General features: G+C 50.9%; 19 protein-coding genes and 1 pseudogene. 3 read left to right on the top strand and 17 right to left on the bottom strand.

Annotated elements, in window-relative coordinates; all coding sequences use genetic code 11:
* Positions 1–117: 117 nt before the first annotated feature.
* Positions 118–873: an NAD-dependent protein deacylase gene (locus tag H9I36_RS00955; protein WP_187383517.1), complete on the top strand. Its 756-nt coding sequence runs from the start codon at positions 118–120 to the stop codon at positions 871–873.
* Positions 874–960: 87 nt separating this feature from the next.
* Here the strand turns inward: H9I36_RS00955 and H9I36_RS00950 are convergent, their stop codons facing one another.
* From H9I36_RS00950 to H9I36_RS00935, 4 genes are all read right to left on the bottom strand, one after another.
* On the bottom strand, positions 961–2,574 hold the full coding sequence (locus H9I36_RS00950) for a Na+/H+ antiporter NhaC family protein (RefSeq protein ID WP_187383516.1): 1,614 nt from the start codon (positions 2,572–2,574) through the stop codon (positions 961–963).
* Between the two features lie 131 nt (positions 2,575–2,705).
* On the bottom strand, positions 2,706–3,839 hold the full coding sequence (locus H9I36_RS00945) for a PTS sugar transporter subunit IIC (protein ID WP_187383515.1): 1,134 nt from the start codon (positions 3,837–3,839) through the stop codon (positions 2,706–2,708).
* A 255-nt stretch (positions 3,840–4,094) separates the two neighbouring features.
* Complete coding sequence (locus H9I36_RS00940; RefSeq protein ID WP_187383514.1) at positions 4,095–4,898, bottom strand: ABC transporter ATP-binding protein; 804 nt, start codon at positions 4,896–4,898, stop codon at positions 4,095–4,097.
* The gene (locus H9I36_RS00935) at positions 4,895–5,827 is read right to left on the bottom strand and encodes an ABC transporter permease (protein WP_187383513.1); all 933 of its coding nucleotides are present in this window, start codon (positions 5,825–5,827) and stop codon (positions 4,895–4,897) included. Before H9I36_RS00935 ends, H9I36_RS00940 begins: the two co-directional genes overlap by 4 nt.
* A 150-nt stretch (positions 5,828–5,977) precedes the next feature.
* Here H9I36_RS00935 and H9I36_RS00930 point away from each other — a divergent pair, with 150 nt between their 5' ends.
* Entirely contained in the window at positions 5,978–6,682 is a 705-nt protein-coding gene (locus H9I36_RS00930) for a DUF3298 and DUF4163 domain-containing protein (RefSeq protein ID WP_187383512.1), read from the top strand.
* A gap of 734 nt (positions 6,683–7,416) precedes the next feature.
* Here the strand turns inward: H9I36_RS00930 and H9I36_RS13000 are convergent.
* The 6 genes and pseudogenes from H9I36_RS13000 to H9I36_RS00905 all read right to left on the bottom strand — a co-directional run bounded on the left by H9I36_RS13000 (position 7,417) and on the right by H9I36_RS00905 (position 11,879).
* Positions 7,417–7,584 carry a hypothetical protein gene (locus tag H9I36_RS13000; RefSeq protein ID WP_187383511.1) on the bottom strand — a complete coding sequence of 56 codons (168 nt, stop codon included), beginning with the start codon at positions 7,582–7,584 and terminating at the stop codon, positions 7,417–7,419.
* Between the two features lie 150 nt (positions 7,585–7,734).
* Positions 7,735–7,917 (bottom strand): annotated as a pseudogene (locus tag H9I36_RS12995) (hypothetical protein); the annotation flags it as partial.
* A 52-nt stretch (positions 7,918–7,969) separates the two neighbouring features.
* Positions 7,970–9,364 (bottom strand): MATE family efflux transporter, encoded by a 1,395-nt coding sequence (locus H9I36_RS00920; RefSeq protein WP_187383510.1) that lies wholly within the window; start codon positions 9,362–9,364, stop codon positions 7,970–7,972.
* Between the two features lie 14 nt (positions 9,365–9,378).
* On the bottom strand, positions 9,379–10,101 hold the full coding sequence (locus H9I36_RS00915) for an amino acid ABC transporter ATP-binding protein (protein WP_187383509.1): 723 nt from the start codon (positions 10,099–10,101) through the stop codon (positions 9,379–9,381).
* Entirely contained in the window at positions 10,088–10,750 is a 663-nt protein-coding gene (locus tag H9I36_RS00910) for an amino acid ABC transporter permease (RefSeq protein ID WP_239446902.1), read from the bottom strand. Before H9I36_RS00910 ends, H9I36_RS00915 begins: the two co-directional genes overlap by 14 nt.
* Positions 10,751–11,105: 355 nt before the next feature.
* On the bottom strand, positions 11,106–11,879 hold the full coding sequence (locus H9I36_RS00905; protein WP_187383508.1) for a transporter substrate-binding domain-containing protein: 774 nt from the start codon (positions 11,877–11,879) through the stop codon (positions 11,106–11,108).
* 195 nt (positions 11,880–12,074) lie between these two features.
* Here H9I36_RS00905 and H9I36_RS00900 point away from each other — a divergent pair, with 195 nt between their 5' ends.
* Positions 12,075–12,875, top strand: coding sequence for a TetR/AcrR family transcriptional regulator (locus H9I36_RS00900; RefSeq protein ID WP_187383507.1), 801 nt, complete (start codon positions 12,075–12,077; stop codon positions 12,873–12,875).
* Between the two features lie 3 nt (positions 12,876–12,878).
* Here the strand turns inward: H9I36_RS00900 and H9I36_RS00895 are convergent, their stop codons facing one another.
* From H9I36_RS00895 to H9I36_RS00865, 7 genes are all read right to left on the bottom strand, one after another.
* A complete protein-coding gene (locus tag H9I36_RS00895) occupies positions 12,879–14,015 on the bottom strand; it encodes an FAD:protein FMN transferase (RefSeq protein WP_187383506.1) in 1,137 nt (378 codons plus the stop codon).
* Positions 14,012–15,856 (bottom strand): aspartate--tRNA ligase, encoded by a 1,845-nt coding sequence (gene aspS / locus H9I36_RS00890; protein ID WP_187383505.1) that lies wholly within the window; start codon positions 15,854–15,856, stop codon positions 14,012–14,014. Before aspS ends, H9I36_RS00895 begins: the two co-directional genes overlap by 4 nt.
* A gap of 282 nt (positions 15,857–16,138) precedes the next feature.
* On the bottom strand, positions 16,139–16,747 hold the full coding sequence (locus H9I36_RS00885) for a response regulator (RefSeq protein ID WP_187383504.1): 609 nt from the start codon (positions 16,745–16,747) through the stop codon (positions 16,139–16,141).
* 186 nt (positions 16,748–16,933) lie between these two features.
* Entirely contained in the window at positions 16,934–17,326 is a 393-nt protein-coding gene (locus H9I36_RS00880; RefSeq protein ID WP_187383503.1) for a NusG domain II-containing protein, read from the bottom strand.
* 134 nt (positions 17,327–17,460) lie between these two features.
* Positions 17,461–18,378 (bottom strand): 1-phosphofructokinase family hexose kinase, encoded by a 918-nt coding sequence (locus H9I36_RS00875; protein WP_187383502.1) that lies wholly within the window; start codon positions 18,376–18,378, stop codon positions 17,461–17,463.
* Positions 18,379–18,430: 52 nt separating this feature from the next.
* Complete coding sequence (locus H9I36_RS00870) at positions 18,431–19,291, bottom strand: class II fructose-bisphosphate aldolase (RefSeq protein ID WP_187383501.1); 861 nt, start codon at positions 19,289–19,291, stop codon at positions 18,431–18,433.
* A gap of 113 nt (positions 19,292–19,404) precedes the next feature.
* Positions 19,405–19,986, bottom strand: a complete 582-nt coding sequence (locus H9I36_RS00865) for a P-loop nucleotide/nucleoside kinase family protein (RefSeq protein ID WP_187383500.1) — start codon at positions 19,984–19,986, stop codon at positions 19,405–19,407.
* Positions 19,987–20,011 lie beyond the last annotated feature (25 nt).

Raw genomic sequence — 20,011 nt, 5'->3', positions numbered from 1 at the left:
ACGACAGAGATAGGGTAAATCGATATACACAAAATAAAACGCAAGCGACCGCATTTATCATCTTACATACGTACAAAGGAACTGACGCCGTGCGGCAAAATACGCTATACTGAGGCTATGAACGACAATAATTTCGATAAAGCGATTGCAAAACTGCAGCGCATGATAGACGAAAGCCGCTCTATCGTATTTTTCGGAGGAGCAGGAGTTTCTACTGAAAGCGGCATTCCGGACTTCCGAAGCACGGACGGACTGTATCACCAAAAATGGAAATATCCTCCCGAACAAATGCTCAGCAGGAGTTTTTTCGACGCGAATCCCGCGGAGTTTTACCGCTTTTACCGCGAAAAGCTCATTATTAAAGGTGTACAGCCGAACGTCGCGCACAAAAAACTTGCGGAACTCGAAAAGGCGGGAAAGCTCACCGCCGTCGTCACGCAAAACATCGACGGACTGCATCAGGCGGCGGGAAGCAAAAACGTATTCGAACTGCACGGAAGCACGCTGCGCAATTACTGTATGAAATGCGGTTCTCCCTACGATATCGATTTTATCGCCGAAAGCGCGAACGCTCCCGACGGCATTCCGCACTGCACAAAGTGCGGCGGCATCGTAAAGCCCGATGTCGTGCTTTACGAAGAAGGTCTCGACGGAGCCTGCATCGAAGGCGCCATTCGCGCGATACGGGACGCGGACATGCTCATCATCGGCGGCACCTCTCTCGTCGTCTACCCCGCAGCAAGCCTCGTAAACTATTACCGCGGAAACAAACTCGTCGTCATCAATAAAGTCGCAACGGAAGGCGATGCGATCGCAACGCTCGTCATCCACGATTCGATCGGAAAAGTGCTCAGCGCCGTAAAAACCGCGTAAACGGAAATTATTAAATCGATTCGAACACGGCACGTACCCTACACTCTCGGCGAGCGCCCCGCCGAGAGTTTCATTTTAGAAATTGCGTTATTTCGATTTCATCGCTTTCGGCAAAAATACGATGCCGATAACGAGGACAAGCGCGAACGAAAGCCACGCGGCAATTATATTTTCCGAAAAACCGCCTGCGATAAAACCGATCGCCGAACAGAGCGCGATAAACACCGCGTAGGGCATCTGCGTCGCGACGTGTTCGAGGTGCGGACAGCCCGCTCCCGTGGACGAAAGGATCGTCGTATCGGAAATGGGGGATGCGTGATCGCCGAACACGGCGCCTCCGACGACGGCTGCGATGCAGATCATGCATGCGTTGACGAATGCCTCTTGCGGCAAGCCCTTCGCCTGCGCAAGTCCCGTCGCGATCGGCATGACAAGCGGAATCATAATGCCGAAGGTACCCCAGCTCGTGCCGGTCGCAAACGAAATGAGAGCCGAAAGTGCAAAGACGATGACGGGAATGAGTTCGAGCGGAAAACGGCGCGTAACGACGATTTCCGAAAGATAGACGCCGAGTCCGAGTCCTCCGTCGGAAGGCGAAGATTTAATAATCGTTCCGATTGTCCACGCCATCGACAAAATGATGAGAGCCGGTATCATCGATTTGATACCGTCGCGGAGCGCTTCACCCGCTCCGCTCAAGTTTAACAATTTTCTTGCGATATAATAAATATACGTTGCGAATATCGTAAAGATGATGGCATAAAAAAGCGCGACAGACGCGTCGGTATCTTTGAATGCGTCTCCGAGCGGAATCGAGCGTGCGGCATCGGTGAACGACATAATCGATTTGCCGTCGACTGCGCTCATCCACGTCGTCACCGGAAAAAAGATCAGCGCCGTCGCAATGAGGACGATGATCGGAAAGAGCATATCGGCAGGCTTTGCCGAATCGTTTACGGTGTTTTCGACTTCTCCCGCAACCGCTCCGTATTTTCTTTCATAAAAAAGTTTTCCTTCCGCCGCACGCGCTTCGGAAGATTTCATCGGACCGAAGTCGCGTTTTGTTAAAATGATAACGAGTACGAAAACGAGCGTGCCGAGCGCGTAGAGGTTGTACGGTATGGAACGTATAAAAAATTCGAACGGCGTCATTTGCAATGCATCAAAGCCTTCCGCACCCTTTACGATCGACATGACGGTGACCACCCAGCTTGAAATCGGAGCGATGATGCACACGGGAGCCGCCGTCGAATCGAGCACGTAGGCAAGTTTTGCGCGCGCGACTTTCGTCTTATCGCAGATCGGACGCATGATCGTACCGACGGTAAGCGAGTTGAAATAATCGTCGATGAAAATTATCAAACCGAATATGAACGACATGATAAGCGAGCCCTTGCTCGTTTTCAATTTCAGCGATGCCCATCTGCCGAAGGCGCCTGCGGCTCCGGTCTTCGACAGCATACCGACAAGGCCTCCGAGCAGCGCGCAAAAAAGAAAAATGCGGATATTCCATCCGTCGGCGAGAGAAGAAGCGAGCGCATCGGTGAGATGCATGAGCGCAAGGGCGGGATTGCCTCCTGCGACGATAAGCGTGCCCGATAAAATTCCGAGAAAGAGCGATACGATCACGTCTTTGGTGACGAACGCAAGCACGATTGTTAAAAGCGGGGGGATGATGCCCCACATACCGAAACTGGTCATTGTGATCCTCCAAATGGATATGACAGAATGGTCTATTTTAGCATATTCGCTCTTTCATGTCTTGCGGTACGGATTTCCGCCGACGCGCGTCCGGAACGCGGATGAGCCGCACACCATCGTACGGATTCCCGCTACGCGGCAAGTTTCATATCGCCGTCGCGGATCAAGCCCCTGGCGCGAAGCGCGGCATAAAAGCCGTATGCGAGTACGGCCGGGAAAATCACATCGACTGCAAGTATCTTTACGATGATAAGAAAAGCGCTCTCGGCTCCCTGCATCGCTTGAAACGTCATGATCGGTCCGACGAGTCCGCTCGTTCCCATACCCGCTCCCGCAGGAAGCGTACGCATCTTAAAAAGGCACGAAGCGACGGGGCCGGTGATCGCCGAAGCGAGTGTCGGCGGAATCCATATGAAGGGGTTTTTGCAGATGTTCGGGATCTGCAGCATAGACGTTCCGAGTCCCTGCGCGAAAAAACCGTTAAAGCCGTTATCGCGAAAACTGATGACGGCAAAGCCGATCATCTGCGCGCAGCAGCCCGCAGTCGCAGCTCCTCCCGCGATCCCCGTCATGCCGAGTATGATCGCGATAGCCGCGGAACTTATGGGCAGCGTTAAAATCATCCCCATGACGACGGAAAGCACGATGCCCATCCAAAAGGGTTCGAGTTCGGTCGCCTTTTGTATGGCGCTTCCGAGAGCGGCCGATGCGGATGCAAGGGAAGGCCCCAAAAGCAATGCGGCGGCGGCACCTGCGATGACGGTTACGGCGGGCACGACGACGATATCGATTTTAGTCTTTCCCGCGACGAGCCTCCCGCATTCGGCACCGACTAAAGCCGCGGCAAAAGCCGAAAGCGGATCTCCCGGTCCCGCCAAAAGCACGCCCCCGTTTTGCGCAATAAAAGCCGCCTGCCCCGCGCTTACATAGGCGAGGCATTTTACGGAATACGCGCCGATCGTACCGGTAAGAATACTTCCGTACAAAGCAAGCTTCGGCGCACCGAGCGAATGCGCAACTCCGCACGCGATTCCGGCTCCGGTGAGTACGGTGAGCACTTGACCGGTGAGCATAAAAAATCTTCCCGCATACGCAAGAAATGCATAGACGCTTGCGCTCGCACCGACTGCGTCTCCCGAGCCGACTGCCGACGGAAAGAATCCGCCGATCTGCTTTATAATCAATCCGATGATGAGCGTGGAAAAAAGGCCGAGCGACATTCCGCCGAACGCATCGACTACATACCGTTTGAAGTACTTGTTCATAAAACACCTCGAGGAAAAATAATAATGTAGGTAGTTGATATACTTTGTCGATGCTGATACGCGGCGCGCCGTGGGCGCCGGTAATGCCGCCGCAAGGGATTCGGCTGTAGGCTATCACAAACGTAACATCTGCGCTGAAAAGTATAACGCTTCTCCGCATGAACGGCAAGCGTCCGTCATTTCGGACAGGGGCGGCAAGGCGGCGCTTCGATCGAATTTATACGAGAGCAACGAAGGAAACGCTGCGACGCTCTTTCACTGCAATATCATGCGGTCGCTCGTAAGCTCCGTCTTTTTTATGGAGCGGAAGCGCTGTACGATATCGTCCATCGTCAAATTCTTTTTTTCGTCTCCGGCTATGTCGAAGATGATTTCACCTTTATCCATCATGATAAGACGATTGCCGTAGTCGAGCGCGTGCTGCATATTGTGCGTCACCATCATCACGGTAAGATTGTAGGATTCCGCAAAGCGCTTTGTCAGCTTCATAACGAGCTCCGCGTTCGAAGGATCGAGGGCTGCAGTATGTTCGTCGAGCAAAAGAAGAGCCGGACGCGACATAACCGCCATGAGCAGCGTCAACGCTTGCCGCTGTCCGCCTGAAAACTGTTCGACATTGTCGGAGAGGCGCTCTTCAAGTCCCATGTTCAGCTGTTTGAGTTCGCTTCGGAAATATGAGCGCGTGCGGGCATTCAAGCCGATCTTCAAACCCTTCCAGCCTTTTTTGCTGCATATCATCATATTGTCTTCGAGCGACATTTTCCCCGCAGTGCCGAGCAGAGGATTTTGAAAGATGCGCCCTATGTACAGTGCCCGTTTGTACTCTTCGTCTTTCGTGATGTCGCGCACCGAGCCGTCCGTCGAAAGCGAAATCGTTCCGGCAGTCGGAGAGAGCGTACCGGCGATGACATTGTACAGCGTCGACTTTCCCGCTCCGTTCGATCCGATCACCGTGATAAAGTCGCTCTTATTAATCGTCAAGTCGATATTTTTCAGCGCCGTGTTTTCGTCTGCGGTGCCGGGATTGAACGTTATCGCAATATTTTTCAATTCAATCATGCTTCGCCTCCCGCTTTCGCCGGCCGTAAAAGATGCGATTTAAAATTCGCCTTGCCTTTCAAATTGGATATGACGAGGCACAGGATGATAAGCAAGCCCGTGACGAGTTTCAGATCGTTGCTCGTCAAGCCGATCCGGTAACCGTAGCTTCTGCCTGCGAACATGAGCGCGCGGTATAAAATCGATCCGAGCAAAACGCGGAGCGTCTGCATGAAAATTTTATTCGAACGGATGATAAACTCTCCGAGCATGAGGGAGGCAAGCCCTCCGACAATGACGCCCGTACCGCTTCCCACGTCCGCAAAGCCGTTGTACATTGCGGCAAAGGCACCCGAAAGGGCTGCAAGTCCGTCGCCGAAAGACACGCCGATGCCGCGGAGTATTTTCGGATCGACGCCCTGAGAAACGACCATTTGTTCGTTCGCTCCGAGCGCACCCATCGTCAAGCCCATGTCGGTGTGAAAAAAGAGATCGAGGAGTCCTTTTAAGACGGCGACGAAAATTATTAAAAACAAAAGGATGCCCGCTTCAGGAGGAAGTGCGGGAAAGACGCGTTCCGTCCATGCGGCGCTCTTTGAAAAAATCGTTTCGATGCGCAAAAACGATATGTTCGCACGGTTTGACATGATGCGGAGATTGATCGAATAAAGCATCGTCATGACGAGGATGCCGGCGAGCAGATCGGGTATGCGAAAGCGCGTATAGATGAGCGTCGTGACGAGCCCTGCAAAAGCGCCGCCGAAAAATGCGAGCGAAAGCGCAAAGACGGGCGGTACGCCGTGCAGCAGACATGCGGCAAGGATGCAGCCGCCGAGCGGAAAGGCTCCGTCGACGGTCATATCGCAAAAATTGATAACTCGGAAAGACACGAAAACGCCGAGCACCATGATGCCGTATATCAAGCCTTCGATTAAAATACCGTAAATCATGCAGACTCCCCATAACCTTCTTGTAACTATTGATAGTAATATTTTTTTTCATTTATGTGAATAGGCGGCAAATCCGAAACGGCAAGCGCAGATGCGTATCCGTTTTAATACAATCGCCGCCGTTTGCCAAAAGTTTTTATAGGGGTTTTTATGAAAATCAAACACATCGTGTATTCTGCAGTGCTTGCGTCTCTCGTATTCGCAGGATGTCAAACCGCATCTCAAAAGGGAGCGGCTCCTTACAAAATGACGACGGTTTCCGAAAAAAACGCCGCCTTCGAAGCGAAAGTCGTCTATCCGCAGTTCGCGGGCTTCGACGATCTCAATTCTCTTATCAAATCGCGCACGCTCGGCGCGTACGATGACTTCAAATCGTCCGCACAAAAAACGAGAAAGGAAATCGAAAGCGCGAAGAGCGCTTCCGCCGAAAAAATTCCGCCGTTCGAATATAAAGCCGTATGCGATTCGATCATCGTAAGCGACAACTATATTTCGATGCTCTTTACGGCGTACCGCTATGAAGGAGGTGCACACGGAGAAACGCTGCTCGACTCGATCACCTACGACAAAGCGCTGAAAAAAGAAGTGTCGATCACGGAAGCGTCCGGCTTATCGATCAAAGATATCGCAACGCAATGTAAAGATTATTTTATGAAGCGCTTAAACTACGGAGGAAACGGAGCGGAAGCGCAAAAAGCGCGCACGGACTGGATAGCCGAAGGCACCATACCGGAAGCCGGCAATTACCAAACGTTCACGTACGACGGCAAAAAACTCACCGTTTATTTCAAGCCCTATACGGTCGCGCCTTATTCAGAAGGCGTACAAAAAGTCACGATTGCAGCCGTGAGATAAAAGAATACGGGCTCAATAGCGAATTTCAATACAGGGAACCTCTAAAAACTGCAGTTTTTAGAGGTAACTTTAAAAATGCGATGTTGTAACTTATAAAACCTCAGAATAAGAAAACAGTCGTCAAAAACTATAAGCATGAAATGCTTAAATCCATATTCGGTCATCTCTTGGATTTCCTCGAATTGCACGGCATTTCCGGATTCTGGCCGATATTCTTATTATGTGCCATCGTTTTTATATGGGTTTATAAGGACTGTAAAAAAACGCTCTTAAGAAAAATGCAATTAGGAATATTGCTGTATACCGTATTGAGTTGTCTGTTTATGGCGGTCGATCGGCAATTTTTTTCAGGAAAATTTTTTGAGGGGATTCATAAAATTGTGAGGGAACAACCGTATATAAGTTCCATTATTGTCGTCATAAGTGCTTCAGTATCCATAACCATTTTAAAATTTTTTGATAAAAAAATCGGAGGCAATGCGATAAACGATTGCCGCAAGAACGGAATGTATTATGTGGCAGATTCGAATAAACATAAAAAAGCCGTATCAAAATCGATCTGGTACAGTAACTGTTTATTTACCCTGTTTACCGCAGTAATGATTATCACGGCTTGTATAAGCATCGTTCTTTTATTATTTATTAAATTTATAATCCCGCGAATCAATATATCTGTCTAATCGGATATCGGATTGCAGATACATGTTATGAAATATATTTATTTAAGGAACGATTTACAGCGTTTCGACTTCTTCTCGAGTGAGACCGACGGCTTCTGTGATAATGCTTATGGAAACACCGAGCCGCTTGAGGTTCTTTGCATCTTGAAGCGCTTTTTGGTGCGACGCTTCTTCCCGCTGCACAGCTATATCGACATCGTAATCATATTCGGCTGATAACATATTTATTCCTCTCAAAAAACTTTTGCAGGAAGTTGTAACTTCCGAAAAAGTTTTTTCTGTGCGCAACAGCGCACACGTACTATAGTCGAGTTTGCAGCGCAAACTCGAGATAACAAGCGGAGGCGCAATTTCAGCCGATACTTGTTATCGTACCTCCTTCGACTTCCGTTGTAAATATTCGCATAAAATGTCGTTTTGAATGCACTCCGTAATCGCATTCTTAAAACCGTTTTCACTGTCGAGCTTTGTGTGCTTCCGTACGGCAGCTACGAATAGCGTATACTCTTTTAACGGTTTACACGTACGCAGGATGTCACTGCCTTTATTATAATTGAAGAGATCAAATCCCTTGTCGATTCTTTATCGCCGCGCACTGCGGCGGTTTTTATATGATGCGCTTTTCTTTCCATCTGCCGCTTCGGAAACGGCAGACGAAGCAGGATGAGCGCACGATCCAATCGAGTATCATCGCAAACCAGACGCCGAGGGCGCCGAAGGAAAGCGGCCAGCCGAATTGTGCCGTAAGGCCGAACATCCCCGTCCACTTGAGCACATAGCTCATACCGATGCGTACGACCCACATCGAAATCATCGAAACGATCATCGTAAACACGGCGTCTCCGGCGGCGCGGAGCGAGTTCGGAAACGTAAACGACACGGGCCAAATGAGCATGGCGCACACGCCGTGCAAAAGCGTCATATACCACGCAAGGCGCGTCGTTTCGGGTGAAAGCGCATACAGGCGCAAAAGAGTGGGCGCACACAAAAGGAAGGGCACATTCAGCACGGCCATCGAAGCGAATGCGAGCGCGAGCAGTTTTTTCGTATAGTATTCGGCTTGTTCCGCTTTTCCCGCACCGATGCACTGGCCTACGACCGTGAGCATGGCAAGACTCATCGCCGAACCGGGCAGCGTTTCAAACGAAGCGAGCGTATTCGCCGCGGCGTTTGCGGCGATCGCCGTCGTACCGTACGTCGCGATGAGCGAGAGTACGAGTATCTTTCCGATTTGAAACATGCTGTTTTCAAGTCCGTTCGGAACCCCGATCGAGAGGATGCGTTTGACGATTCCTCCGTCGAATTCGAAACGGAATATGCCGCGTATCGAAACGGCAGGATGTCCGTTGTATGTTCCGCCTCTGTACAAAAGCGCGAGCAAAACGACGGCTGCCGCAGTTCGCGACACGAGCGTCGGAAACGCCACTCCTTCGACTCCTCGGTGAAAGCCGTAGAGCAGTATCGCATTGCCGCCGATATTCAAAACATTGATCAAAAGCGAGATGAGCATCGACACGCGGGAATTACCCTGAGCGCGGAACAGCGCCGCGCACGCGTTGTACAAACCGATCGAAGGGAGCGCAAAAATCGTAATAAAAAAATACGTGCGGGAAGCGCTCATAACGCCGTCGTCGATGCTGCCGAATAAAAACGAAAGGAGTTGGCGGTTAAACGCGAGACAAAGCGCTAAAACGGCAAGAGAGACGGCGACGATCGTATAAAGAAGCTGCTTTGCGGTTTTCGACGCCATATCGTGAGCGCCGTGCCCGATGTATTGTGAGGCAACGACGGCGCCTCCCGTACCGAGGGCTGCAAAGAGCTGGACGAGCAATACGTTCAGGGAATCGACGAGAGAGACGCCCGACACCGCTTCTTCGCCGAGTGTCGACACCATAACGATATCGGCCATACCGAGAAATATCGAAAGGAGCTGTTCGACGATGAGCGGCAAAATGAGACGCCGCAAATCCTTCGGCGAAAACAACAAACCCGTCTCAGGCATAGGATTAATAATTTTTATAAAACCGATTTTAGAAACTGCTGCAGCCGTTCGCACTTCGGCCGGTTGAAAATATCGTCCGGCGTTCCCGATTCCGCAATGACTCCTCCGTCCATAAAGAGCACACGCGTAGCGACTTCCCGCGCAAATCCCATTTCGTGCGAAACGACGACCATCGTCATGCCCTCTTCGGCGAGCTCTTTCATGAGGTTGAGCACTTCGCCGACCATTTCGGGATCGAGCGCACTCGTCGGTTCGTCAAAGAGCATCACGTCGGGATTCATCGCGAGGGAGCGTACGATCGCGATGCGCTGTTTTTGTCCGCCGGACAATTTCGACGGATAAGTCGAAGCTTTATCGGCAAGACCGATTCTTGCGAGGAGTTTCATCGCATTCACTTCGGCCTCAGTCTTCGTCTGACGCTTGAGCGTGACGGGCGCGAGCGTGATGTTCTGCAAAACGGTCAAGTGCGGAAAAAGATTGAAGTGCTGAAAGACCATACCCATCTTTGCGCGAAGTTCGTCGACGTTCGTCTTTTCGGCGGTTATATCGACGCCGTTAAAAAAAATACTGCCGCCGTCGGGACGTTCGAGCAGATTGAGGCAGCGCAAAAAGGTACTCTTGCCCGCACCCGAAGGTCCGATGATGACAATCTTTTCGCCTTTAACGATCGCTTCGGAGATATCGTTGATAACTGCGTCTCCTCCGAATCTTTTTATTAAATTTTTAACTTCGATCACTGCGCGCCATCCTTTTCTCAAAAATCGAAAACAGTTTTGTCAAGCCGACCGTGAGACAGAGATAGACCGCCGCACACGACAAAAGCGGAAGCCATGCGTTGTACGTGGCGTTGCGGATATTGTCGCAGGCTTTTTGCAGATCGACTACCGCGATAAAACTTGCAACCGACGTTTCTTTGATGAGTGCGATAAACTCGCTCGTATACGTCGGAATGATGACGCGGAACGCCTGCGGCATAACGATTTTAACAAGCGTCTGCCGCCACGAAAGACCGAGCGAGCGGCCCGCTTCCGTCTGTCCCGCATCGACTCCCTGAATGCCTGCACGGAAAATTTCCGTACAGTAGGCGCCGGAGTTAATGCCGAAGGCAATGATCGCGACGAGCACCGCATTGCTTATGCCGATCGGCGAAAAGATCACAAAATAAAAAATCATCAGCTGCGTCGCCATCGGTATGCCGCGTATAACCGTCGTGTAGATCTGCGAAATCTTTTGCAGCACTTTATTTTTTGAAATCTTAAAAAGAGCGAACGTGCAACCGAGCACCGAACCGATGAGGACGGCACAGATCGCAATGAGCAGTGTCGTACCGAGCCCGTAAAATATGAGCTTCCAGCGCATATGCGAAATCATCGTGTCATAAAACATTTGAAACACAATCCGCTCCTCGTAAATCGCTTTGAGCCGAATGCGATATCCGGCTCAAAACGTTGCAGTCAATATTAGGGTCAATTTCGAGTTTTCTAAAACTCGCAGGACTGTCGAAAAAATAAGTAATTTTTAAGATAGTCCTTTTCCAACCATTTCGCGCAACAATTGAATGGCGAGTTTGGAAAACAAATAAACTTATGTTTACGGCGAGGTTCCGGCTGCGTGCCGTTTCGAGCGTTAGGCTTACGGAAGCCTAACTTAAAAAGCTCGACCGCGGCTAAGCGGGCGGGTTCTCGCCGTAAACACAGCGCTATTAGCTAATACTTTCCAAACTCGATATTCGATCTATCAATTATTTTCTGACGATGATAACCTGATTCGACGAATAGTACGGTTCGGAAAAGTCGACGTTTTTTCTGCGCTCGTCGGTCGCTGTCATGCCGGCCGCTACAAAATCGATAGCATCCGATTGAAGAGCCGCAATCAATCCGTCGAAAGCCATATCGATGACTTGCAGTTTTTTCCCGAGATCACGCGCGATCATCTGGCTCATCGTCACGTCGAAACCGACGGGATCCGTACCTTCGATGTATTCGAACGGGGGAAATGCCGCATTCGTTCCCATTTTAATAATTTGATTCCCGTTCGACACAATCGTCTCAGGGACGACGATCTCGCCGTCGGCAGGCATAAACGTCTTTACGAGCTTTTCATAGGTTCCGTCCGCTTTCATCGCGGCGATCGTTTTGTTAATCGAATCGAGCAAAGCGGTATTTCCTTTTTTTACGGCGATCGCGTATTCTTCGGTTGCAAAGCGGATGTCGAGCACTTTTAAACTGCGGTTGCGCTTTACGATTTCTTTTGCGGGCAGCTCATCGAGTACGATCGCATCGATCGCACCGTTTTTCAAATCGAGGGCCGCATCCATGCCCGTCTTAAAGGATTTCAGCGTCGCGCCCTTCACTTCTTCCTGAATGTAAATTTCACCGGTCGTTCCCGCCTGACAACCGAGTGTTTTTCCGTTCAAATCTTCCGCCGAAGCGATGTTCACCTGCGCTTTTTTCGAACACGAAATCAGACCGAATAAAGCTGCCGCAGCAAAAAGTGCAAACATAATTCTTTTCATACTGTTATGTCTCCTGTACAAAATGAAAAAAGGGACAAAAGACTGCGTATGCAGTTTTGTCCGTTTACGAAAGTATAAAATTCGGTACCCAAAATGTCAATTATTAGCCGACGGTCTGTCAGCGCTCGCGATGAAATAAACGCGTATGCCGTCCGCACCCGTTACACGTACGCCGCATTTCGATATAATGACGGCATGGCAAAAAAACGGATCGACCGCGATAAAATAATACAAGCCTTTCTCACGTGTGCGTTTGAAAAAAGCGCGGGCGCAGTCTCCCTTGCCGACATCGCTTCTCTCCTCGGCGTAAACAAAGCCTCTCTCTACAATCACTTTTCGAGCAGAGATGCGATCTGTGAAGCGGCGATCGATTTTTGTGCCGAGTATATGAGCGGCGTCCGCTTTATTCCCGAAAGCGCGGATTCACTCGCCCAGCTTTCGTTTTCCGATGCGCTTGCAAAAATCGTCAAACAGTATTTCCGTTCGTACGAAATCGAACCGCTCTTTCAAATGTACGCGTTTATCCATTCGAGCAAATTTTTTTCATCCGAAGCTTTTCGGGCAGCCGAACGCGAAACGCAAAAGATCGCGGACGATACGGCATCTTTTATCGCGCGATTCGCCGCGGAGGAAAAACTTGAGCTTTCGAAAAACGGATGCAGACTGAAAGAGTTGTTCGGCACAAGCGCAAAATCCGGAAAGCAGCCGGCAGGCGTTCCCGATGCAGAAAACGCAGGATATGCAAACGACGCGGATGACATAGGGAATGCAAATGAGGCGTACACGCTGCAGACGGCGGCATCCGATACGTTCAAAGAACGCACCCTCTTTTTTGCGCGTGAGCTGAGTGCGGAGTTGGGTGCGTATATCGTCGAAAAAAAAGAAATGCTGAGGCGAAATCCCGAAAGCGGCGCGGGGAGCCTCTTTGCTCTTCCCCCCGACGATTCGGCGCTTGCAAAAATCATCGCGAGAGCCGAAGCGTATTGGACACGCTGACGGCTATTCGAACGTTACGGCAGCCGCTTCGAGCGAACCTTCAAGCGCTTTCGATGCGCTTACGCTTCCGTCCTCTTCGATAAATATGCCGAGCACTTGCGCGTGAAGCCCCGGAATCTCGGCAAGAGGCGTACCGGCCGACGACTGTATCCTGTGCAGCAGCTCCATACCGCTTTCTTTGCCGAGCACGAAAACGCTCGTCGAAAGCGCGTCCGCCGCCATGCTCGATTCGCATACGATCGTCGAAGAAAGCAAACCGCTTGAGGCGGGGTATCCCGTTTTTGCATCGAGTATGTGATGATAGCGTACGCCGTTTTCCGTAAAAAAACGCTCGTAGACGCCGCTCGTCACGATCGTCGAATTTGCCACATTCAAAACGATAGCCGGCACACCTTCGGGATCGTTCGGATCTTTAATGCCGACACGCCACGGAGAGCCGTCCTTTTTTTTGCCGTACACGAAGATGTTGCCGCCCAAATCGACGATGGCGCGGCGTACTTTTCGCGCTTTTAAAATTTTCGTCAATTCGTCTGCAGCGTAGCCTTTGACGATGCCGCCCAAATCGAGCGCCATACCGCGCCGTTTGAGCATGACGGTATTATCGTCCGCTGCGGAAACATCGCGCCAGTTTATCAAGGGCAGCACCGCATCGATTTCGCTCTGCGCGGGCACACGCGCGTGATCGGTGTTGATGCCCCAAATCTTTACGAGCGGACCGACAGTCGGATCGAATGCGCCGTCGGTGAGTTCCGCGTAAGAAAGCGCCGCTTTGACGACGTAAGCCGTATCGGAAGAAACGGAAACGCTTCGTTCACCGGCAGCTTTATTTATCGCCGAGATTTCCGACGATTCGATAGTGACGCTGAATGTTTCATCGATTTCATGCAGCCGCGCAAAGAGTTCGTCATACAGCGATTTCGTGCCGTCGTCGTACGCGTTCACCGTGCATACTGTTCCCATAAGCGCTTCGGTACGCGGCCCCTCGGAACGCTCGCAGGAAGTAAAGCAAGTAGAAAAAATAATAATTAATAAGGCGAATATCGCTTTTTGAAAATATTGTCTGAACAAAGGCACTCCGAAACAGCGTTTTATTAAAGCGCGATTTTCTCCGATCTTATTAAAATCGAAAACGTTTTTCATACGTCTTTTGCATCTTCCTTTTCGGTCACCGCGATATGCAGTTCATCGAGCTGCATCCGCTCCACTTCGCTCGGACTTTCGTCCATCGGAGAAGCGGCCAAATTGTTTTTCGGAAAAGCGATCACTTCGTGGATGCTCTCTTCCCCTTCCATGAGCATGATGAGGCGGTCGAGACCCGGTGCGATGCCGCCGTGCGGAGGAGCGCCGAATTGAAATGCGCGCACGAGAAAACCGAACGCTTTTTGCGCGCGCTCTTCGCTGTAGCCGACGATTTTAAAAATACGTTTTTGCAGTTCGGGATCGTTGATACGCATGGAACCGGATGCAAGTTCGTAGCCGTTGAGCACCAAATCGTAGAGATCGCCTTTGACGACACCCGGATCGCTTTCGAGCGTGTCCCAATATTTTTTTTGCGGAAGCGTAAACATGTGATGTTCCGTTTCCCATTTGCCCTCGTCTTCGTTCCATGCAAAATACGGAAAGTCGATAATCCACACAAAGTGAAACCGATCGGAGGGATCATAGAGGCCGAGCTCTTTACCGAGCTGCTTGCGCACGGCACCGAGGGCGACACAGGCGGTCTGCCATCTTTCGTCGCTCACAAACAAAAGCAAATCGTTTTTTTCGGCGCCGAACTTTTCGCAAATATCTTTTTCTTTGCCCGCGTAGAATTTAGAGATGCCGCCTTCGAACGCGCCCTCACCGTCGACTTTCATCCACGCGAGCCCCTTCGCTTTATACGTCTTTGCGACCGCTTCGAGCGCTTCGATCATTTTCCGGCTGTACTTGTCGGCGACGTTTTTGACGACGAGCGCTTTTATCGCCGAGCGTTTGTGCCGTTCGATATCGCGCCCTGAGTTTGCAGCTCCCGCTTTGAACGCGTTGAAATCCGATAGTTCTGCCATAAAAGCCGCATCCTGCATTTTCAAACCGAAGCGGAGATCGGGTTTATCCGAACCGTACAAATCGAACGCATCCTCCCACGAAAGCCGGTCGAAGCGAGCGGGCAAATCGACGTTCATTGTCTTTTTAAAAACCCAGCCCATCATGCCTTCGGTTACGCCGAGCACTTCTTCGCGGTCGGTAAAGCTCATCTCCATATCGATCTGCGTAAACTCAGGCTGCCGGTCGCCGCGAGCATCTTCGTCGCGGTAACATCGGGCGATCTGAAAATATTTATCGAAACCCGAAACCATCAAAAGCTGTTTGTAGAGCTGCGGGCTTTGCGGCAGCGAATAAAATTTCCCCGCATGTACGCGCGAAGGCACGAGATAATCGCGCGCACCTTCCGGCGTCGATTTAATAAAAGTCGGCGTTTCTATTTCGAGAAAGCCCTGCTGCGTGAGGTATTCGCGGACGGCGAAAGTCACTTGAGAGCGCAATATGATATGATGCTGCATCGGAGCGCGGCGTAAATCGAGATAGCGGTATTTTAACCTCAAATCTTCATTCGGCAATACGATACTTCCGTCTTTTTGGTGCACTTCGTCGATCGCAAAGGGCAGCGGATCGGAAGCCGTAAAAATTTCGATATCGCACGCGACAACTTCGATTTCACCCGTCGGCATGTCGGCGTTGACGTCTTTATCGCCCCGCGCGGAAACGGTGCCGTGTACTGCAATGCAGTATTCGCTTTTGAGCGAAGCCGCTGTTTTTTTGACGCTTTGTGCCGCATCGGGTTCGACGAGCACTTGCGTTATGCCGTAGCGGTCGCGCAGGCTGATAAAAAAAATGCCGCCCAAATCACGCGTACGGTGTACCCAGCCGTTTAAGACGACGGTTTTGCCGACATCGCTTTTGCGCAGTTCTCCGCAGGTAACGCTTCGTTTTGAATTTTCCATAATGGGGTATTATCACATATAATATAAAAATAATCAAATCGACAACCACGAGTCGGCATGTGAGATAACCACTCCGCACGAATAGAGCCGTACTTTACTTCGTTTGTTTCGCTCACTACCGAGTTTACTTCGATTATTAAAATTGAATGCGGCAAGGATTGGAGGGGCGAAAGTTCCGAAGCGAGCATAAAGCGAGCGCAGGAATGAAGCCGAAAGGCGGAACCCCGAAAAGCCTGTTTTTTGCGATGCAATCGCAAAAAGCCGCCCTTATGAATCCTTGTATCAATCTTTGAATACGCGGTCGATCGCGTCGGCGAGCAATTCGAGTTTCAGCGGTTTCCGGAAAAATTTTTCGATGCCGAGATCGACGATGCGGTTTTCATCTTCTTTGCTTTCCAGCGCGGTTACGACGATGACGGCGGGTTTTCCGTATGAATTGTCGGCGTTGATTTTGCGGCAAAGCTCGAAGCCGTCGATACCGGGAAGATTGAGATCCAAAACGATACATCGAGGTTTTTTCGAAAAAAGCTGCACGCCCGCATCGAAGCCGTCAAAGGCTTGAATTATCTCAAGATCCGGAAAACGGTCGTGAAGAAAATCGGCGACGAGCGTATTAAAGGTTTTATCGTCGTCAATGACGAGCAGCGTCGAAGAATTGTATGACTCCCGATCCGTACACGCGCTGAGCAGTTTCATCGGGATGTGCATATTGCGCTCGCTCATAAAATCGGCAAGATCGTCGGGGTACACGCGGTACTGACCGCCGGGCGTTTTGAAGGCTTTGAGATAGCCGCTGTTTATCCAGTTGATCGCCGTTTGATTTACAACGCCGCAGATGTTGGCAACTTCAAGGGCGGAATATATCACCGGCTTTTCGATTTTTTTCGCCATAGACTCAGATCCGTATTTCGATATAGGGTACAGTATAGCGGATCGCGGGGGAAAGAGCAATCGTCGTAGGCACGTCGTCGGAGGCACGTCTGTCGGAGGCACTCGTCAAGGGCATCGTCATCGAATGCAGCCAGTCAAAAGGCTCGAAAAACTTATGCGTGCGTTCAGCGCCCCTGCGTTCGGTCTCTAGCGCACCGTCGCATCGACGGAGCCTGCGCTGCCGCCTTCTATTCTGAGGAACACTTGGTTCGGAAGGCACGCAGACCATTCTCCCGTTTCGCGTATCGGCATGGACTGCACGCAGGTTTTATTCGGACAAGGGGAATCGAGAAAACGCGCGGCACCGTCTGAGATTTCGATGCGGGATATGCCGATAGCGCCTTCGATATCGATAATTCTGTCTTTCGACATATCGTACGCAAAGATGCCGCGAGGCGTATGCACGACGAGCTCCCTGCGTTCAACGCCGCCGCTGTACGCAAACGAAAACGCATACACCGTGACGGCCGCAAAGACGGCGAACACGGCGATATCGATCAATTTGATTTTCCGAAAAAACTTACAAAAAATACTTGACATTACGCCGCCACTATAGTATATTTTAAGCAAGCTTGTAAATAAGCTGATAAACTCTCTCCGATGTCCAACTATGTTGGACGGTAGAGGCTCCGGGTGGCGTTGCTGTTCGGAGTCTCTATTTTTATGTCCGTCCGTCACTGCAATCCGTGCCGAAGCGACTGCGCATTTTTCAGCGCGCACTCCATACCGAAGCTCACAGCGTCTTTCAGCGCATCGCCCGAAAGCAGGCGATGCGTCATGCCGGCCGTGAGCGCGTCTCCGCAGCCTATCGTATTGACGACGGGTACGTCTTTATTCGGGAGAGCGAAAAACTCGCTTCCGTCATACACCCACGTATCGAATTTGCCGCGGCTTATGACGCTCTTCGCCCCGTAGGTATCGAATATGTTTTTCGTAACCGAACGAACGGTTTCAAAGAGCGCATCGGAATTTTCGTTTTCCAAAACGATGCGTCCGTTTTCCACTGTCGCCATCAATTCGGAAAGATTCGGCTTGATGACATCGGGACGAGCGGCAAGCGAATTCCGTAAGTCGTCTCCGCGCATATCGAGTACGACGAGTTTCCCCTTTTCTTTTGCCCGCTGCACCATGCGCGGATAGAGATCGGCTCCGTAACCTCGGGCGCGAGTGCCGGTAATGATGAGAGCGTCGGTGTCCGGAATGAGCGAATCGAATAAATCGAACGCGCGCGCTCCGGCGCCTTCTTCTACCGGCAGCGGCTCCTCCACGATTTCCGTGCTCGTCTTTTTTTCATTGTTGACGATATTGATGCACGTGCGGATGGGACTCTCCGTCGTAAAATACGCGAGCTTGATATGCTCCGCATCGCACAGGTCGATAAATTCCTGCACTCCGTTTCCGCCGAGATGCGTCAACGCAGTCGCACGCGTGCCGAGCTGAGTCAGCACGCGTGTGACATTTACGCCCTTTCCCGAAGGAAAGGTAAAATAATTGCCGCTGCGGTTCACTTCGTTTTCATAAAACGAATCGAGTATGACGGTCAATTCAAATGTCGGATTCAAACAGACGACAAGCACAGTTTTTTCGCTCATAGTATTATCCTCGAAATTATTAAAACACGGCATACCCAAGCGGCAATTCGGCTCAGCCCGCTTTATTCGCGCTGCCCATCACGTCGATCAATTCTTCGGCGATGGACGCGCACTTTGCGATAACCGGCTTTGCAACGGCGCGCGGATCTTCGCTCTGCGATTCCGCAAATCCTTTTTTTGCAACGTCGAAAACGCCGTGCACTTTGAATTCCGTACCGATATTGATTTTGCGCACGCCGCGTTTGATCGATTCGCGGAAGTCGTCATAGGGCACACCCGTCCCGCCGTGCAGCACGAGCGGAACGTTCGGAAGCAATTCGTGGATCTTTGCAATGCGCGGAAAATCGAGTTTGGGCGTCGCTTTGTAAAAACCGTGTACGGTTCCGACTGCGACGGCGAGGCAATCGACGTGCGTCGCGTTGACGAATTTGACCGCTTCTTCAGGCTGCGTAAAAAGCGCGGACATTTCATCAACCGAGATGTCGTCTTCTTTTCCGCCGACGTGACCGAGTTCCGCTTCAACCGTTACGCCGTACTTGGAAGCGTATTCGACGACGCGGGAAGTGATGTCGACGTTTTCCTGATAGCTTTTCGAAGACGCATCGATCATGACCGATGTAAAACCGTTGTCGATGCAGCGGCGGATCATGTCGTAATCTTGACAGTGATCGAGGTGCAGTACCATATTGATCCCGTAATCTTCGGAAACGCCTTCGCACATCTTCACCGTCGCTTTTTCGCCCATGATCTTCATGCCGTTTACCGTTGCCATCGCAATGACGGGGCTGTTTTTATTTTTCGCTCCTTGTGCGATGCCGATAAGATTCGAAAACGAAAAAAAGTTAAACGCGGGAACGGCGTAATTTCCTTTTTCCGCTTTCGTCATTTCATACTTCATCGTTACCAATGCCATATATACCTCCAAAAAATATGTTCAAAACAATCTTTGCAGCTTTCGCTGAAAAAATGCCGACTGCAGTTTTGCGTCGGATGACTTTCGCAGACGCCGAAAAATCGAAATACGGATCAGCTCTCTCCGATTTTAAAATTTCTCTCTTCGATCGCCTGCAATACGAGCTTCATATTCGTATCGATGTCGCCGGAATCGAGCAGGAGCACGCAGTTTTTATCCCATGCGGGCTTTTGCACCGCATACTCAGCATCGAATTTTTTCCGATCGCCGAGCACTTCGGAATCCCGCTTCGACGCGCGCCGTGCGAGCATAGTATAATGCATATCGGGCGGAGGCGCCATATAGCACAGCAAAAGCGAAAACGGCGTTCCCGATTTTGCAAAGAGCTTTTCGGGATAATCCGCATCGCGCAACTCTTCGGAAAGCGGCGCCGACAGAATGGCGCTTTGTCCGAGCCGGATATTTTCCAAAACAACATCCCACAGCGTGCGGTAGCTCGCGCTCCGCCACGATCGGTAAAATCGATTTCTGCCGTCTTCTCCGATGCCGTACTTCTGTTCTATCGCTTCGAGGAATGGCTGCACGAGCGTATCGTAATCGAAATACGGTAAGCCGAGCAAAGCGGCAAGCTTTTTTGCAAGCGTCGTCTTTCCGCTTCCCGCCTTTCCTGCGACGACGATGAGAAACCTTTCCATCGACTGCATCCTCCCGTGTGTGCCG

The sequence above is a fragment of the Treponema sp. Marseille-Q4130 genome, from assembly GCF_014334325.1.
GTDB lineage: Bacteria > Spirochaetota > Spirochaetia > Treponematales > Treponemataceae > Treponema_D.
The sequence above is the reverse complement of the archived record's forward strand: the minus strand, read 5'-3'. Positions and strand labels throughout refer to the sequence as shown.

Excerpts from the sequence above, each read along its gene's own strand:
- H9I36_RS00935 (WP_187383513.1), bottom strand. The coding sequence starts at position 5,827 with ATGATTTACGGTATTTTAATCGAAGGCTTGATATACGGCATCATGGTG.
- H9I36_RS00930 (WP_187383512.1), top strand. The coding sequence starts at position 5,978 with ATGAAAATCAAACACATCGTGTATTCTGCAGTGCTTGCGTCTCTCGTA.
- H9I36_RS00950 (WP_187383516.1), bottom strand. The coding sequence starts at position 2,574 with ATGACCAGTTTCGGTATGTGGGGCATCATCCCCCCGCTTTTAACAATC.
- H9I36_RS00885 (WP_187383504.1), bottom strand. The coding sequence starts at position 16,747 with ATGGCGAAAAAAATCGAAAAGCCGGTGATATATTCCGCCCTTGAAGTT.
- H9I36_RS00910 (WP_239446902.1), bottom strand. The coding sequence starts at position 10,750 with ATGTTTTATGACACGATGATTTCGCATATGCGCTGGAAGCTCATATTT.
- H9I36_RS00875 (WP_187383502.1), bottom strand. The coding sequence starts at position 18,378 with ATGAGCGAAAAAACTGTGCTTGTCGTCTGTTTGAATCCGACATTTGAA.
- H9I36_RS00940 (WP_187383514.1), bottom strand. The coding sequence starts at position 4,898 with ATGATTGAATTGAAAAATATTGCGATAACGTTCAATCCCGGCACCGCA.
- H9I36_RS00900 (WP_187383507.1), top strand. The coding sequence starts at position 12,075 with ATGGCAAAAAAACGGATCGACCGCGATAAAATAATACAAGCCTTTCTC.
- H9I36_RS00880 (WP_187383503.1), bottom strand. The coding sequence starts at position 17,326 with ATGTCAAGTATTTTTTGTAAGTTTTTTCGGAAAATCAAATTGATCGAT.
- H9I36_RS00870 (WP_187383501.1), bottom strand. The coding sequence starts at position 19,291 with ATGGCATTGGTAACGATGAAGTATGAAATGACGAAAGCGGAAAAAGGA.
- H9I36_RS00895 (WP_187383506.1), bottom strand. The coding sequence starts at position 14,015 with ATGAAAAACGTTTTCGATTTTAATAAGATCGGAGAAAATCGCGCTTTA.
- H9I36_RS00955 (WP_187383517.1), top strand. The coding sequence starts at position 118 with ATGAACGACAATAATTTCGATAAAGCGATTGCAAAACTGCAGCGCATG.
- H9I36_RS00920 (WP_187383510.1), bottom strand. The coding sequence starts at position 9,364 with ATGCCTGAGACGGGTTTGTTGTTTTCGCCGAAGGATTTGCGGCGTCTC.
- H9I36_RS00905 (WP_187383508.1), bottom strand. The coding sequence starts at position 11,879 with ATGAAAAGAATTATGTTTGCACTTTTTGCTGCGGCAGCTTTATTCGGT.
- H9I36_RS13000 (WP_187383511.1), bottom strand. The coding sequence starts at position 7,584 with ATGTTATCAGCCGAATATGATTACGATGTCGATATAGCTGTGCAGCGG.
- H9I36_RS00945 (WP_187383515.1), bottom strand. The coding sequence starts at position 3,839 with ATGAACAAGTACTTCAAACGGTATGTAGTCGATGCGTTCGGCGGAATG.
- H9I36_RS00865 (WP_187383500.1), bottom strand. The coding sequence starts at position 19,986 with ATGGAAAGGTTTCTCATCGTCGTCGCAGGAAAGGCGGGAAGCGGAAAG.
- aspS (WP_187383505.1), bottom strand. The coding sequence starts at position 15,856 with ATGGAAAATTCAAAACGAAGCGTTACCTGCGGAGAACTGCGCAAAAGC.